At 66.6% G+C, this 14,604-nt stretch carries 13 protein-coding genes; 5 read left to right on the plus strand and 8 right to left on the minus strand.

The genetic code is table 11. The features are described from left to right. Window positions 1-9: 9 nt before the first annotated feature. The 8 genes from IEC33019_RS10520 to IEC33019_RS10555 form a co-directional block, all read right to left on the minus strand. Window positions 10-765: an enoyl-CoA hydratase family protein gene (locus IEC33019_RS10520; RefSeq protein WP_070094502.1), complete on the minus strand. Its 756-nt coding sequence runs from the start codon at window positions 763-765 to the stop codon at window positions 10-12. 12 nt (window positions 766-777) lie between these two features. Next, window positions 778-1,845, minus strand: coding sequence for an NAD(P)H-dependent flavin oxidoreductase (locus IEC33019_RS10525; RefSeq protein WP_070094501.1), 1,068 nt, complete (start codon window positions 1,843-1,845; stop codon window positions 778-780). 2 nt (window positions 1,846-1,847) lie between these two features. Further along, window positions 1,848-2,720: an enoyl-CoA hydratase gene (locus tag IEC33019_RS10530; RefSeq protein WP_070094500.1), complete on the minus strand. Its 873-nt coding sequence runs from the start codon at window positions 2,718-2,720 to the stop codon at window positions 1,848-1,850. 38 nt (window positions 2,721-2,758) lie between these two features. Next, window positions 2,759-3,562 carry a CoA-transferase subunit beta gene (locus IEC33019_RS10535; protein ID WP_070094499.1) on the minus strand — a complete coding sequence of 268 codons (804 nt, stop codon included), beginning with the start codon at window positions 3,560-3,562 and terminating at the stop codon, window positions 2,759-2,761. Window positions 3,563-3,574: 12 nt separating this feature from the next. Continuing rightward, on the minus strand, window positions 3,575-4,456 hold the full coding sequence (locus tag IEC33019_RS10540) for a CoA transferase subunit A (RefSeq protein ID WP_070094498.1): 882 nt from the start codon (window positions 4,454-4,456) through the stop codon (window positions 3,575-3,577). 11 nt (window positions 4,457-4,467) lie between these two features. Then, on the minus strand, window positions 4,468-5,364 hold the full coding sequence (locus IEC33019_RS10545; protein WP_070094497.1) for a VOC family protein: 897 nt from the start codon (window positions 5,362-5,364) through the stop codon (window positions 4,468-4,470). Window positions 5,365-6,042: 678 nt separating this feature from the next. After that, complete coding sequence (locus IEC33019_RS10550; RefSeq protein WP_070094496.1) at window positions 6,043-7,167, minus strand: LLM class flavin-dependent oxidoreductase; 1,125 nt, start codon at window positions 7,165-7,167, stop codon at window positions 6,043-6,045. A 123-nt stretch (window positions 7,168-7,290) separates the two neighbouring features. Next, the gene (locus IEC33019_RS10555) at window positions 7,291-8,472 is read right to left on the minus strand and encodes an acyl-CoA dehydrogenase family protein (RefSeq protein ID WP_070094495.1); all 1,182 of its coding nucleotides are present in this window, start codon (window positions 8,470-8,472) and stop codon (window positions 7,291-7,293) included. Window positions 8,473-8,684: 212 nt separating this feature from the next. On the opposite strand from IEC33019_RS10555, the gene IEC33019_RS10560 reads away from it, so the two are divergent. The 5 genes from IEC33019_RS10560 (at window position 8,685) to IEC33019_RS10580 (ending at window position 14,558) form a co-directional block, all read left to right on the plus strand. Then, window positions 8,685-9,203, plus strand: a complete 519-nt coding sequence (locus IEC33019_RS10560; RefSeq protein ID WP_070094494.1) for a flavin reductase family protein — start codon at window positions 8,685-8,687, stop codon at window positions 9,201-9,203. Between the two features lie 9 nt (window positions 9,204-9,212). Next, window positions 9,213-10,910, plus strand: coding sequence for an FAD-binding protein (locus tag IEC33019_RS10565; protein ID WP_070094493.1), 1,698 nt, complete (start codon window positions 9,213-9,215; stop codon window positions 10,908-10,910). A gap of 1 nt (window position 10,911) precedes the next feature. After that, window positions 10,912-11,997, plus strand: coding sequence for a ferredoxin--NADP reductase (locus IEC33019_RS10570; protein ID WP_070094492.1), 1,086 nt, complete (start codon window positions 10,912-10,914; stop codon window positions 11,995-11,997). Between the two features lie 163 nt (window positions 11,998-12,160). Further along, window positions 12,161-12,907: an SDR family NAD(P)-dependent oxidoreductase gene (locus tag IEC33019_RS10575; RefSeq protein WP_070094491.1), complete on the plus strand. Its 747-nt coding sequence runs from the start codon at window positions 12,161-12,163 to the stop codon at window positions 12,905-12,907. Window positions 12,908-12,974: 67 nt separating this feature from the next. Beyond that, window positions 12,975-14,558: a FadD3 family acyl-CoA ligase gene (locus IEC33019_RS10580; RefSeq protein WP_070094490.1), complete on the plus strand. Its 1,584-nt coding sequence runs from the start codon at window positions 12,975-12,977 to the stop codon at window positions 14,556-14,558. The last annotated feature ends 46 nt before the right edge of the window (window positions 14,559-14,604 follow it).

Consider the following 14,604-nt stretch of genomic DNA (forward strand, 5'->3'; position numbering starts at 1 on the left):
TCGGTGCCCTCAGCCGTTGAAGTTCGCGTTGCGCTTCTCGACGAACGAGTCGCGGGCTTCCTGGGAATCCTGGGTGCGGTAGGCCTCAAGGGTGAAGCCCTGCTCCCAGCGGTATTTGTCTTCCAGGTTGCCGTCCTCGATGCCGTTGAGCGCCTCCTTGGCCAGGCGGATCATCGCCGGGCTCTTGGCAGCGATGGACGCGGCGATGCCCAGCGCGGTCTCGCGCAGTTGCTCGCGCGGCACCACACGCTCCACCGCGCCCAGGCGATAGGCCTCGGCGGCGTCGATCATCTCGCCGGTAAAGTACATGTGGCGCACCTTCTGCACCGGGAACAGCCGCTGCAGGTGGGCACCGCCGCCCATGGCGCCACGGTCCACTTCCGGCACGCCAAAGCGCGCGCAGTCGGCGGCGACGACGATGTCGGCGCCGCCGCAGATGCCGATGCCTCCGCCCAGGACGAAGCCATGCACGGCGACGATCACCGGCACCTTGTTGCGGTGCACGGCCTTGAAGGTGTCGTAGTTGCCCTTGTTGACCGCGACGATCAGGTTGCCGTCGGCGGCCAGTTCCTTGATATCGACCCCGGCGCAGAAGCCACGGCCTTCGGCGCGGATGACGATGACCCTGACCTGCGCGTCGTCGCCCAGCGCCTGCAGGGTGCTGGCGATGTCGGCCCAGCCTTGGCTGTTGAAGGCATTGACCGGGGGATGGTTGAAGACCATCTCGGCAATGCCGTTATCAATGCTCACGTTGAATGGTTGCACTGGGAGTCCCCCTCACGAAATTCGGCGGCACAGCGCGCCCAGGCGCTGCTCGGCGTCCTGGACGATCTGCTCAATCAGTTCGGCGCAGCCCGGCAGGCTGTCGATACCCGCGGCCACTTGCCCGGCCGGCAGCACGCCCTCGGCGGGCCGGCCTTCGACCATGGCTTTCTGGATGACCATCGGGGCGTTGGCAGCCATCAGGCTCTGGGCGGCCGTCAGGCCCCCGTCGCGGCGCATCTTCAGCGCGCTGCCCAACAGCTGGCCCAGCCCCAGGCCGGTGTGGCGGCGGTAGGCCAGGCCACTGCGCACGGCCAGCAGCCAGCGGCGCAGGCCACTGCTGGTTTCGAGTTCATCGAGCAACTCGTTGCGGATCATGCGTTGCGGCAAGCCATCGATGGCCCGGCTGACAATCACCGCCGCTGGATCTTTCACCGCCAGGTAGCGCGCCAGGGTGGCCTGGGGCACGGGGCTGTCGGCGGTCATCAGAAAACGCGTGCCCATGGCGATGCCATCGGCGCCCTGGGCCAGGGCCGACACCAGCCCACGGCCATCCTTGAAGCCACCTGCGGCCACCACCGGCACCTGCACGGCGTCCAGCACCTGGCCCAGCAACAGGGCCGTGGGTACCGCACCGGTATGGCCGCCGCCTTCGCCGCCCTGCACGGTCACCACGTCGGCGCCCATCTGCACGGCCTTCTGCGCGTGCTTGAGGGCGCCCACGGTGGGCATGCAGACCACGCCGGCATCCTTGAGCCGGGCGATCATCTGCTTGCCGGGCGAGCGGCTGTAGCTGACCGCGCGTACCTGGTGGCGCACCACCAGCTCGACGATCTCTTCGGCATTGGCCTGGTACATATGGAAGTTGACCCCGAACGGGCGGTCGGTCAGGCGCTTGGTTTCGAGGATCGCCGCTTCCATCTGGCGCGGCTCGATGGTCGCCCCGGCCAAAAAGCCGAAGCCTCCGGCGTTGCAGGTGGCGGCCACCAGACGCGGGTCGGCGACCCAGCCCATGGCGGTCTGAATGATCGGGTAACGGCAACCGAGTAAGGCGGTCAGCCGGGTATCGAGCGACACGGCCATGCTCACGCCCTCCCCTGTTCACGCTGGGAGCTGGCCATGGCCTTGGCGTCATACCCGCCCAGGCGATCGCCTGACACCAGCTCGTTGTGGGCATGGGCGAAATGATGCAGGCCGAACACCATGTCCATGGTCGAGCGTTTGCCCATCAGGTCTTCGGCGTTGTTCACCGCCTGCTTGCTCAGTTGCAGGCCCAGGCGCGGCATCTGGGCGATCTGCCCGGCCATGGCCAGGGTTTCCTGCTCCAGCTGCTCGCGGGGTACCACGCGGTTGAGCATGCCCATCTGGTAGGCACGCGCCGCCGGCATCGGCGCGCCGAGGAAGAGAAACTCCTTGGCGATACGTGGGTTGAGCTCATGCACATGGGCGAAGTACTCCACCCCCGGAATCCCCATGCGCACCACCGGGTCGCGGAAGTACGCATCGTCGCTGGCCACGATCAGGTCGCAGACCCAGGCCAGCATCAGGCCGCCAGCGATACAGGCGCCCTGGACCATGGCGATGGTCGGCTTGGGCATGTCGCGCCAGCGCCGGCACATGCCCAGGTACACCTCCTGCTCGCGGGCATAGAGGAACTCGCCCCCAGGCTTGTCGACGTGGTCGTACCACAGGCTCACGCGCTCGAAGCTCTGGTTCACGTCACGCCCTGGCGTGCCGATGTCGTGCCCGGCGGAGAAATGCTTGCCGGCTCCGCGCAGGACGATGACCTTGACGTTGTCATCGGCGCACGCACGGGCGAAGGCCGCGTCCAGGGCATAGGTCATCCGCGAGTTCTGGGCGTTGTGGTACTCGGGGCGGTTCATGGTGACCAGGGCTACCGCGTCCCGCACTTCGTACAGCACCACCTCATCGGCCTCTTTATTGTTTTGCTCGCTCATTACTGCACTCCGGCAAGGCGGTTGGCTGGAACGGGCTGTCAGCGCGCTGGGCGCTGCCCCGGTGGGTTGTCCTTGAGTTGGCTGGCACGCAGGTTGTGCGGGTCCAGTCGCTGGATCAGCTGCAACTGCACCTCGGTCGGCGCGGTGGTCACCGGGCAGTGCTCGGGCACATGCAGGGCAAAGCCTGTGTTGTCGCGCACCTCATCCAGGCTGACGCCCGGGTGCAGCGAGCGCACGCGCACCTGGTGCTGGGGCCCGAGGAAGTCGAGCACGCACAGGTCGGTGACGATCAGGCGGATGTCGATGTCATCGAGCGACCAGCCACGGGCCAGGCGCTCGGGGTTGTAGCCCACCGAGGCGACCACGTCGCACTCGCCCTCGACGAACACCCGCCGGTTGTGACTGGGCACGTAGAACGAGTTGGCATGGCTGATGGAGTTGCCCGGCAGGCCGCGCACACCGAGCATCTGCGCCTTGGGCTTCTGGTAGTCGCCGCCGATGCAGGAGATGTTGGCCTGGCCGAAACGGTCGACCTGGATCGGCCCGATCATGGCGTGGCGCTTACCGCTCCAGACGTTGTCGAAGATGCGCGAGAAGCCCATCCAGCTGTCGCGCTTGGGCTCGTAGCCATTGCGCGCACCGACCGGCACGGGCTCGGCGACCATATAGGCCTCCGAGTCGGTCATCATCAGTTTCGGGTTGTTGTCGAGCATGCTCAGGGAGGCCGCCAGGCGCGGGATCACGCCGATGCCGGTGGCCAGGACTTCGCCGTCGTCGCGCCAGGCTTGGGCGGCGGCGCAGATCATCAGTTCGGCGAGGCTGTAGGTGCTTGCAGTGGTCATGACGTTCCTCGCTTAGAAAACCGGCAGGGGCAGTCGACGGATGGCCTCAAGGCCCCCGCAACGCTCCAGGTACTGGGAGTGGGAACAGGCCACGTACTGATCGACATAGGCCTGCCAGCCCTCTTCGCTCTGCGCCGAGGCGACGTAGGCCTTGAAGTGCGGGACGTCGAAGCCGTACAGCGGCGCGCAGGACGAGGGATGTGCACCCCCCGGCACATTGGCCACCGCCGTGGTCAGGTTGCGCTCCCAGAACACCTGGTGCGCACGCGCCGGGTCCGCGTGGAACCACGCGCTCTCGACCAGTTCGTCGCAGGTGACGTAGGTGCGCGCCGCGGCCCGCACGAACAGGTCATCCATGTAGTGGTCGGGGCCGGCGATCTGGCACACGCCGCGCGCATCGGCGCGGTCCACGTGCACCAGGGCGGCGTCGAGCTTGAGTGCCGGCATCGCGACCCAATCGCGGCCATCGCCGTAAGGCGAGGCGATCAGCTTGATCTCGGGGTTGTGGCGCAGCACGTCGGTGCCCAGGCCCACCGCCGTGGGGATGAACGGCACGTTCATGGCGGCGGCGCGCAGGCCCAGCAGCAGCATGCCTTCGTCGATTTCCATCACTTCGATGGCGCCTTCCTGACGCGCCTTGCGAAAGTACGGTTCGAGCGGGATGAAGTCGAGGGAGACGAAGGCGAACACCAGTTTCTTCACCTTGCCAGCGGCGCACAGCAGGCCGACGTCGGCACCACCATAGGCGACGATGGTCAGGTCCTTGAGGTCCGAGCGCAGGATCTCGCGCACCAGCGCCATAGGTTTGCGGCGCGGGCCCCAGCCGCCGATGCCGAGGGTCATGCCGTCGCGCAGCTGGGCGACCATCTCGGCCGTGGTCATCTGTTTATCCATGGGTGTTGTCCTCATTGGCGGCCGACGCTGAAGTCATGGCCCCACTGGCTGACCACCGTGCTTTCGAACGGGGTGTGGCGGCTCCAGTCGACGACCAGGCCGTCGCAGCCGTACTCCAGGTCGAAACCGGACGGGGTCTTCATGTAGAAGGAGATCATCTGATCGTTGGTGTGCTGGCCCAGGGTCGCGGAGAGCTTCACGCCGTTGGCGTGCATGCGGTCCAGGGCGCGGCCGACGTCCTCCAGGCCATCGACCTCGACCATCATGTGCACGCAGCCGCTGGGCACTGGGCATTCGAAGATCGCCAGCGAATGGTGGCGGCCGTTGTTGCAGTGCATGAAGTGGATGCGTTTTTCCGGCTCGGCAGGATCCGGGGTGAAGCGCACCTTCATCAGGTCCGACAGGCCAAAGCCCATCACCTGCTCATAGAAATCACGGCAGCGATCGAAGGTCGGTGCTGGCAGCACCACATGGCCCATGCCCAGCGCGTCGCTGACGAAACCGCGCACGCCCACCGGGGAGACGAAGCGGGCGAAGTCCTGGCGCGGGCCCCAGTACAGCTCATGGCGGTTGCCATCGGGGTCGGCGAACAGCGCCAGCGCCTGGACCTGGCGCAGCGCGGCTTGCTCAGCGCTGCCCTGCTCCACCGCCACGCCTGCGGCGTGCAGCTCGGCCACGGCTTGGTCGAAGGCGGCCTGGCCGGCCACTTCCCAGCCACAAGCGCCGAAACCGTCCTGGGCGCTGTGCTGCACCAGGATGCGGTAAGGGCGCTCGTCCATTTTCAGGAACAGACGCTCGCCGCTCTCATCCTCGACCACCATCATGCCCAGCACCTGGCTGGCGTAGTGACGCCACTGCGCAAGGTCGCTGGAACGTACGGTGACGTAACCCAGGCCACGGATATCCATGCACGATCTCCTCGTTATTGTTCTAGGCACGAGCCGCGAGGGCTCTTGATGGTCGTATTCAAGCCAGTTGACGAGGGAGCGTCATCGTCCAATAGGACTACCGGCCCTGAGGCCGCGTGATACCGCCAGGAGCAACGGCCTTGCTCCGTGGCGAATGCTTCGCGGGTAAACCCGCTCCCACAGGTACGGTGCTGTGTCATGAGCAGCACAGAACCTGTGGGAACGGGTTCACCCGCGAACACCGGCAAAGCCGGTGCCATACCCGGCGATTGCGGAAATGGGGCTGCGTTGCAGCCCCCGATGGGCTTATTGCTTGTTGCGGAAATGCGGAATGACTTTCTCGCCGATGTTGCGCAGGGTCTCCCACAGGTACGGTGCTGTGTCATGAGCAGCACAGAACCTGTGGGAGCGGGTTCACCCGCGAACACCGGCAAAGCCGGTGCCATACCCGGCGACTGCGGAAATGGGGCTGCGTTGCAGCCCCCGATGGGCTTATTGCTTGTTGCGGAAATGCGGAATGACCTTCTCGCCGATGTTGCGCAGGGTCTCCCACAGGTACGGTGCTGTGTCATGAGCAGCACAGAATCTGTGGGAGCGGGTTCACCCGCGAACACCGGCAAAGCCGGTGCCATACCCGGCGATTGCGGAAATGGGGCTGCGTTGCAGCCCCTGATGGGCTTACTGCTTGTTGCGGAAATGCGGAATGACTTTCTCGCCGATGTTGCGCAGGGTCTCCAGCTGAGCCCACTGCGGCACGGTGCCCATCTGGCAGATGAACAGGATTTCGTCAGCGCCAGCGTCGATCAGGCGCTGCACGTAACCGATGCAATCCTCGACGGTGCCGTAGGCGTGGTTGGGGTTCATCATCGCCATGGTCGGGTCGGAGAAGTCCACGCGCACTTCCTCGGAGGCGAAGCGCGACTTGATCACCGCCTGGCCGTTGCCATCGACGTAGGTGTCGTCCTTCCACTTCTCCGGGTCCGGACGCTCACCACCGCCGTACCAGTAGCCCAGCGACTCCATGAAGTAACGCTGACCACGGATACCGATGCGGCGTGCAGCCTCGTTGTCATCCAGCACGATGGCCGGGCACAGCGCGGCGATGTGGCGGTTCGGGCGGAAACCGACCTGGTTGCGCTCTTCACGATTGTCGAAGGCCTGGTGGTACACCTCGACCTTCTTGGCGATCTCTTCAGGGCCGCCAAAGCCCAGCACCAGCGCGCCCATGCCACGGCCACCGGCGTTCTTCAGCGACTCGGTGTTGGTGCAGGCCAGGTACATCGGCGGGTGCGGATCCTGGTACGGCTTGGGATGGATCGGACGCTTGGGGATCTTGACGAAGTCGCCGTGGTGCTCGATCTCGTCCTGCACGAACATTTTCGGGATCAGGTACATGGCCTCGTCGATCTGCGGCTGCAAGGTCGCCAGGTCGTAGCCAAAGGTGCCGGCCTCTTGCTGGGTACCGCCCTTGCCCACGCCGAAGTGCACACGCCCCTTGGACAGCAGGTCCAGGGTGGCGATGCGCTCGGCCACCTTGACCGGGTGGTTCATTGCCGGCGGCAGGCACACCACGCCGTGGCCGATGCCGATGCGCTCGGTCTTGCCGGCCACGAAGGCGAGCATGGTTTCCGGCGCGGACATGTGCGAGTAGTTGGTCAGCGCGGTGTGCTCCACGCACCAGAAGGTGTCGAAGCCCAGCTTGTCGGCCAGCACCGCCTGCTCGACGGTGTCATCGAAGATCTTGCGGTCACCCTCGCGGCTGGCATCGATCGTCTGGGCTTCGTAAATCAGCGAGAATTTCATGTGCGTTCCTTGTTGTTCTGTCGACGTTGGCCGGCAGCGCCGGCCTTGGTCACATCCTCTGGCATCGCGAATGCGCTCGAATCCCTAAAACGGACTAGCCGGTTTCGGTGAGCGCCCAATGGCTCAGAGGAAGAAGTCGGTGGTGTCCTGGCCCATGCTCACGCCTCCGAGGTTCCAGGCGTACTTGGCCGGGCTGTTGGCGACGTGGGCGCGACCGGTGTGGATGTCACGGAACGCACGGTTGATCGGGTGGCCACGGAAGATGGTCGAGGCGCCGCTGTTGAACATCAGCTGCGCTGCGGCCTTGGCGCAGCGATCGGCCACCAGGGCCGAGTCGTAGCGCATCTTCACCCGCGCCTGCATCTCAAGCGGGGTGCCGGCGCGGGCGTTGTCGAGCATCACCTCGAAGTTGCGCAGCAGCACGGTGCGGCACTCATCGACGCAGACCATGGCATCGGCCAGGGCGCTCTGGGCAGCGGGGTCCTGGAGCATCTTGCGACCATCGTTGACCGCCACCCGCGCCTTGTTGTGGGCGATGAAGTGATCCACCGCGCCCTGCAGCGCACCGATGGCCGAGGACGACACCGCGCGCACGAAGATCTGCCCGAACGGCAGGCGGTACAGCGGGGAGGTGTTGACCGCGTTGCCCGGGCTCTGCTGCATGAAACCGTCGACGGCGCGGTGGGTGCGGTACTCGGGCACGAAAGCGCCCTCGACCAGCACGTCGTGGGAGCCGGTGGCTTCCAGGCCCATCACGTTCCAGTTGTCGAGAATCTGGTAGTCGCTGCGCGGCACCAGGAAGGTGCGGTAGTCCGGTGCACCGCCCGGCTCCGCTGGCGGCACCATCGCCCCGAGGAACGCCCATTGGCAATGCTTGCTGCCCGAGGAGAAGCCCCAGCGACCGCTCAGGCGAAAGCCCCCCTCAACCCGCTCGACCTTGCCCACCGGCATATAAGACGAGGAAATCAGCACGGAGGTGTCCTGGCCCCAGACATCCTGTGCGGCGCGGTCATCGAACAGCGCCAGCTGCCAGTTGTGGATGGCCACCACGCCAAGTACCCAGGCCGACGACATACAGCCTTCGGCCAGGGTCATCTGCACTTCGAAGAAATCCTTGGGTTCGAGCTCCAGGCCCTGCCAGCGGGCCGGCTGCAGAATGCGGAAGAAGCCCGCCTCGTGGAAGTCGGCGAGGGTCTGCTCCGGCAGGCGGCCCATCTGCGCGGCCTGCTCGGCACGTTCACGCAACACCGGGACCAGCTCACGGGCGCGCTGGCGCAACTGTTGGCGTACGAGGTCTTGATTCATCTTGTTGTTCTCCTCTGATCGCCCCGTTCCCCGGAGCGTGCGAGAGAGGCGTTGGGCCTCCACCGTGGGCATTGCAACAAGGTGAATCGCGCGCGACATCCCTCAAACGGACCATGTGAGGGTGCGCATCGACTAGTCCCGTTGGACGATGTTGCCCCTTGCAGTCATTGGAAGAATTCATACCACTGAGACAGCCAACCCGAGGGCGTGCGATGAACGACAACGACAATTTGAAAGCCGACATGCTCCAGGCCATGCGTCGCCTGGCCAAGTCCGTGACCATCATCAGCACCAGCGACGGCAGCCAGCGCTTCGCCATGGCCGCCACTGCGGTGGACTCGCTGAGCACCGAGCCACCATCGCTGCTGATCTGCGTCAACCAGAGCGCTTCGCCCCACGCGGCATTGGCCGCCGGCGCCAGCTTCTGCGTGAACATCCTGGGCCTGGAGCAACAGCACCTGGCGCACCTGTGCAGCGGCAGCATCAAGGGCGAGGCGCGCTTCGGCCAAGGTGAGTGGCTGACCAGCGACGAAGGCATCCCGTACCTGGCCGACGCCCAGTCGTCGATCCTTTGCCGTCAGGATGGCCAGTTCGCCTACGGCACCCACACGGTGTTCATCGGTCGCATCCTGCGCATCCACACCACCCCGACCATCACCCCGCTGGTGTACTTGGACGGCCACTACACCACCACTGCCAAGCCTGCGCCCCTCGCGGCCAGTGCCGGCTGAGGCGCGGCCATGACGGAGCACGCGGTGACAGCACCGCTGCGCGTCGACAGCGCCGAGCAACTGCACTGGCAACAGCGTGCCGACCTGGTGGTGGTCGGCTTCGGCGGCGCCGGTGCCAGTGCCGCCATCGAGGCCGCCAGTCGCGGCCTTTCGGTGCTGGTGCTGGAGCGCTTCGCCGGCGGCGGCGCCACGGCCCTGAGCGGTGGCGTGGTCTATGCCGGAGGCGGTACGCCCCAGCAGTTGCAGGCCGGGTACCAGGACAGCAGCGAGGCGATGTTCAACTACCTGCGCAAGGAGGTGGGAGACGCGGTCAGCGAACAGACCCTGCGCACCTTCTGCGAAGGCAGCCTGGAGCAACTGGCCTGGCTGGAACGCCAGGGCGCGGTGTTCGAGGGCAGCATGGCCCCGCACAAGACCTCCTACCCCAGCGACCGCTACTACCTCTATTACTCAGGCAACGAGGCCGTGCCGGCCTATGCCGTGGATGCCCCCGCCGCACCACGCGGGCATCGGACCAAGGGCTCGGGCATGTCCGGCTCGGCGTTGTTCCGTGCCCTGGCCGACAGCGCCCGGCGCCATGGCGTGCAGGTTCGCACCCAGTGCCAGGTGCGGCGCCTGGTGATCGACCGTGACGGCCAGGTAATCGGCGTCCAAGCGTGGCAGTTGCCCGTCGGCAGCCGCGCGGCACGCAGCCATGCCCGCCTGGCGCGCTGGGCCGCCGCCGTGCACATGTACGTCCCGGCACTGTCCGCCAAGCTGCGCGCGAGCATGCAGCGCCTGGAACAGCGCCATGCCCAGCCCTTGCTGGTCCGCGCCGAGCACGGTGTGGTGCTGGCCAGCGGCGGTTTCGTGTTCAACCGCCAACTGCTGGGCGAGCATGCGCCGCGCTACCTTGATGGCCTGCCCCTGGGCAGCAGCGGCTGCGACGGCAGCGGCATCGATCTGGGGCGCAGTGTGGGCGGCAGCCTCGGGCGCATGGACAAAGTCAGCGCCTGGCGTTTCATCAACCCGCCGCTGGCCTGGGCCCGTGGCCTGATCGTCAACGCCCGAGGCGAGCGCTACTGCAACGAAGAACTCTACGGCGCCACCCTGGGCCACGCCATGGTCGAGGAACAGGGCGGCCGTGCCCTTTTGATCCTCGATCGCACCTTGCGTAACCAGGCGCTGGCACAGGTCAGGCCAGGCAAGGTGTGGTCGTTCCAGCGCCTGCCGGTACTGCTCAACCTGCTGTTCAACTGCCGGCGTGGCAATACCCTGGAGCAGTTGGCCGAGCGCTGCCAGTTGCCCGCCCATGCCCTGCGCCATAGCGTCGACAGCTACAGCCGGGCAGCCCGTGGCGAGATCGCCGACCCGCTGGGCAAATCCGCCTCGATGCTGCATGACCTGGGCCAAGGCCCTTGGTACTGCCTGGACCTTTCCTACGACAGCCAACTTTACCCCTGCCCCACCCTGACCCTGGGCGGGCTGCGGGTGTGCGAGCAAAGCGGCCGCGTGCTCGACCAGCAAGGCGCCCCCATCGCCGGGCTGTACGGCGCCGGCCGCTGCGCCGTGGGCGTGGCGTCGAACCTGTATGTCTCTGGCCTGTCCCTGGCCGACTGTGTCTTTTCCGGCCGGCGCGCCGCGGCCCATGTGGCCGAGCTTGCAGCCCGCCAACGAGCCCCACAAGGAGAACCACCATGCAACGCGCAACTGATCAGTGGCACCTGATATGAACATCCAGGCCGCCCCAGACCAGGCCCAGGCCAACTCGGCGTCGGCCAGCACCCTGCGCCTGCAGGTGTGCGCGGTGATCGACGAAACCGCCGATGCCCGCTCGCTGGTGTTCGACGTCCCCGAAGCGTTGCGCGAGCGTTTCGCCTACAAGCCCGGGCAGTTCCTGAGCTTTCGGGTGACCGTGGACGGCAAGCGCCTGACCCGTTGCTATTCGATGTCCAGCTCACCATGGACCGATGCACGCCCCAAGGTCACCATCAAACGTGTCGACGGCGGTCGGGTGTCGAACTGGATGAACCAGCACGTGCAGGCCGGCGACTGGCTCGAAGTGCTGCCACCGGCTGGGCACTTCTGCCTCGACCAACGTCAGGCGGCCGATACCACCCGGCCGCTGGTGCTGTTTGGTGGCGGCTCCGGCATCACCCCGGTGTTCTCCCTGCTCAAGGCCGTGCTGCACAGCGGTCAGCGCCCGGTGCTGCTGGTGTATGCCAACCGTGACGAGGCGTCGGTGATCTTCCGCGAGGAACTGCGCCTGCTCACCCGCGCTCACCCGGAGCAGTTGCAGGTGGTGCATGTGCTGGACTCGCTGCAGGGCTTTCTCGACGCCGCCCAGGTGCGCCAGCTGGTGCGCCATTGGCGTGGCGCGGACTACTTCATCTGCGGACCTGGGCCGTTCATGGACACCGTGGAAGGCACCCTGCTGGCGCTGGGCGAGGCGCGCGATTGCATTCATACCGAGCGCTTCGTCTCGCCGCCGGACCCTGACAGCTCGCAGGCGGTACAGGTGCCGGTCGAAGGCGCCGGGTGCGAGCTGCTGGTGGTCGAGCTCGATGGGGTGACCCACGAGCTCGTGCCGCAACCGGGGGAGACCCTGCTGCAAAGCTGCCGCTCGGCGGGGCTGGACGTGCCGTTTTCCTGTGAAGAAGGCTTCTGCGGCGCGTGCATGTGCACCGTGGAGGAAGGGCAATCGCAGCTCACCCGCAATGATGTGCTCAGCAATGCCGAGCTGGCGGCGGGGTGGACCTTGGCGTGCCAGGGGCATCCGCAGGGTGCGCGGGTGCGGCTGAAGTTTCCGGCGTGAGATCGAGCGGGGCTGCGTTGCAGCCCTTACAAGACAGTTGCTCCCGCAGGGGCCGGCACAGGCAACACAAGGCCCTAGTCCCTACAGACGATCCCACCCGCCCCCACAACAGGTAGACTCGCCACAGCAGCAGCTCCACAACAATAAAGACAGAGGTTCGAATATGGCTCGTTTGCAAAACAAGGTCGCGGTGGTCACCGGCGGTGCGTCAGGCATTGGCCTGGCCTGCGTGCGTCGCTTCAGCGCCGAGGGCGCCCAGGTGGTCGGGCTGGATGTCGGCCAGGCACCTGCAGACTTCCCAGGCCTGTTCATGACCCTGGATGTGCGCAACGAAGAGCAGGTGCAGCAGGTGATGGCCGAGGTCGTCCAGCGCTTCGGCCGCATCGATGTGCTGGTCAACGCCGCCGGCGTCGCCAGCCAGGGCAGCGTCACCAGCGCCAGCACCGCCGACTGGCAGCGGGTCCTGGACATCAACCTCACCGGCAGCATGCTCACCAGCAAGCATGTGCTGGGGCAGATGCAAACCCAGCGCAGCGGCTCGATCATCAACATCGGCTCGATCTTCGGCCTGCAGGGCTGCGACGGCAACGTCGCCTACAACGTCTCCAAGGGCGGCATCAACCAGCTGACCCGCAGCATGGCCATCGACTATGGCCATGCCAACATCCGCGTCAACGGCCTGTGCCCGGGCCTGATCGAAACGCCGATGACCAGCATGGTTCGCGAGAACCAGGCGTTCCATGACTTCTTCGCCTCGCAGCACATGCTCAGCCGCGCCGGGCAGCCGGAAGAAGTGGCCAACGTCGCGCTGTTCCTGGCCAGCGACGATGCGTCTTTCGTCAGCGGGCAGATGATCGCCGTGGATGGCGGTTTCTCCGCTGGCCGCCGCTTCGCCCCACCCAGCGCCTGACCGACCCGGCCGGGCCTCGCGCCCGGCCCTCCCCTTCGTATATCGATCCTCTGCCTGAGGAGGCCACATGCCGTCCGTGGAAAACGCCCAGACCTTCCCGCAACTGTTCGCCCTGGCCGCCGAGGCCTACGGCGAGCGCCCGGCCATCGAAGACGCCGGCCACTCCATCAGCTACCAGCGCCTGGACCAGCTGCGCCGCCAGGCCGCGCGTGCCCTGCTGGCCCTGGACGTGCCGGTGGCGGCCCGGGTGGCGGTGTGGGCCCCGAATCTGTGGGAGTGGATCGTCGCGGCCGCTGCCCTGCACAGCGTCGGCGCCACCCTGGTGCCGCTGAACACCCGCATGAAAGGCGCCGAAGCCGCGCAGGTACTGCGCGACAGCGGCACCTGCGTGCTGTTCTGCATCAGCCGCTTCCTCGACACCGACTACCCCGCCCTGCTGAACGACCAGGCGCTGCCCGCGTTGCGCCAGGTGATCCACCTGCGCCCTGAGGGCGAGGCTCGCCAGGGCCTGGCCTGGGAGGGCTTTCTCGCCCTCGCCGAGCAGGTGTCCGAGGCCCAGCTCACCGAGCGCGAGCAACAGGTGAACGCCGACACCCTGTCGGACCTGCTGTTCACCTCCGGCACCTCGGGCAAGCCCAAGGGCGTGATGAGCTGCCATGGCCAGAACCTGCGCGTGGTGCGCGACTGGAGCGAAATCGTTGGCCTGCAAGCGGGCGATCGCTACCTGATCGTCAACCCGTTCTTCCATTCCTTCGGCTACAAGGCCGGCTGGGTCGCGGCGCTGATGCGCGGCTGCACCGTGCTGCCGCAGCAGGTGTTCGACACCCAGGCGCTGCTCGAATCCATCCAGCGCGAGCGCATCAATGTGCTGCCTGGGCCACCGACCCTGTACCAGTCGCTGCTGGCCCACCCTCAGCGCGAGGCGTATGACCTGGGCAGCCTGCGCGTTGCCGTGACCGGCGCGGCGTCGATCCCGGTGCAGATGATCCGGCGCATGGGCAGCGAGCTCGGCTTCGCCACCATCGTCACCGCCTATGGCCTGACCGAGGCCTGTGGCTTCGTCACCATCTGCCGCGCCGGCGACAGCGCCGAACGGGTCGCCACCACCTGCGGCCGGGCGATGCCCGACGTCGAGGTGCGCTGCGTCGACCCGCAAGGCCAGCCGGTGCCGGCCAACCAGCCAGGCGAAGTGCTGGTGCGCGGCTACAACCTGATGCGCGGCTACCTGGACGATCCGCAGGCCAGCCGCGAGGCGATCGACAGCGAGGGCTGGCTGCACACCGGGGATGTGGGGGTACTCGATGAGGAGGGCTACCTGCGCATTACCGATCGCCTGAAGGACATGTTCATCACCGGTGGATTCAACGTTTACCCAGCGGAAATCGAACAGACCCTGGTGCGCTATCCTGGCGTGGCCCAGGCGGCGGTGATCGGCATTGCCGACGAGCGTTTGGGTGAAGTGGCCATGGCCTTCCTGCTGCCGGTGCCGGGGCAGCGGATCGACGAAGCGGCGTTTTTGGCGTGGTGCCGGGAACAGATGGCCAATTACAAAGTGCCACGGCGCGTCCAGGTGCTGGACAACATGCCGCTCAATGCCACCGGCAAGGTGGCCAAACAGGTACTGCGCGACTGGGTTGCGGTGCCCGCTTGAGATCCCCAAGGGCGCTTTGCGCCCCATCGCGGCACAAGGCCGCTCC

This window comes from Pseudomonas putida, from assembly GCF_002741075.1.
In the GTDB taxonomy this organism is placed as follows: domain Bacteria; phylum Pseudomonadota; class Gammaproteobacteria; order Pseudomonadales; family Pseudomonadaceae; genus Aquipseudomonas; species Aquipseudomonas putida_T.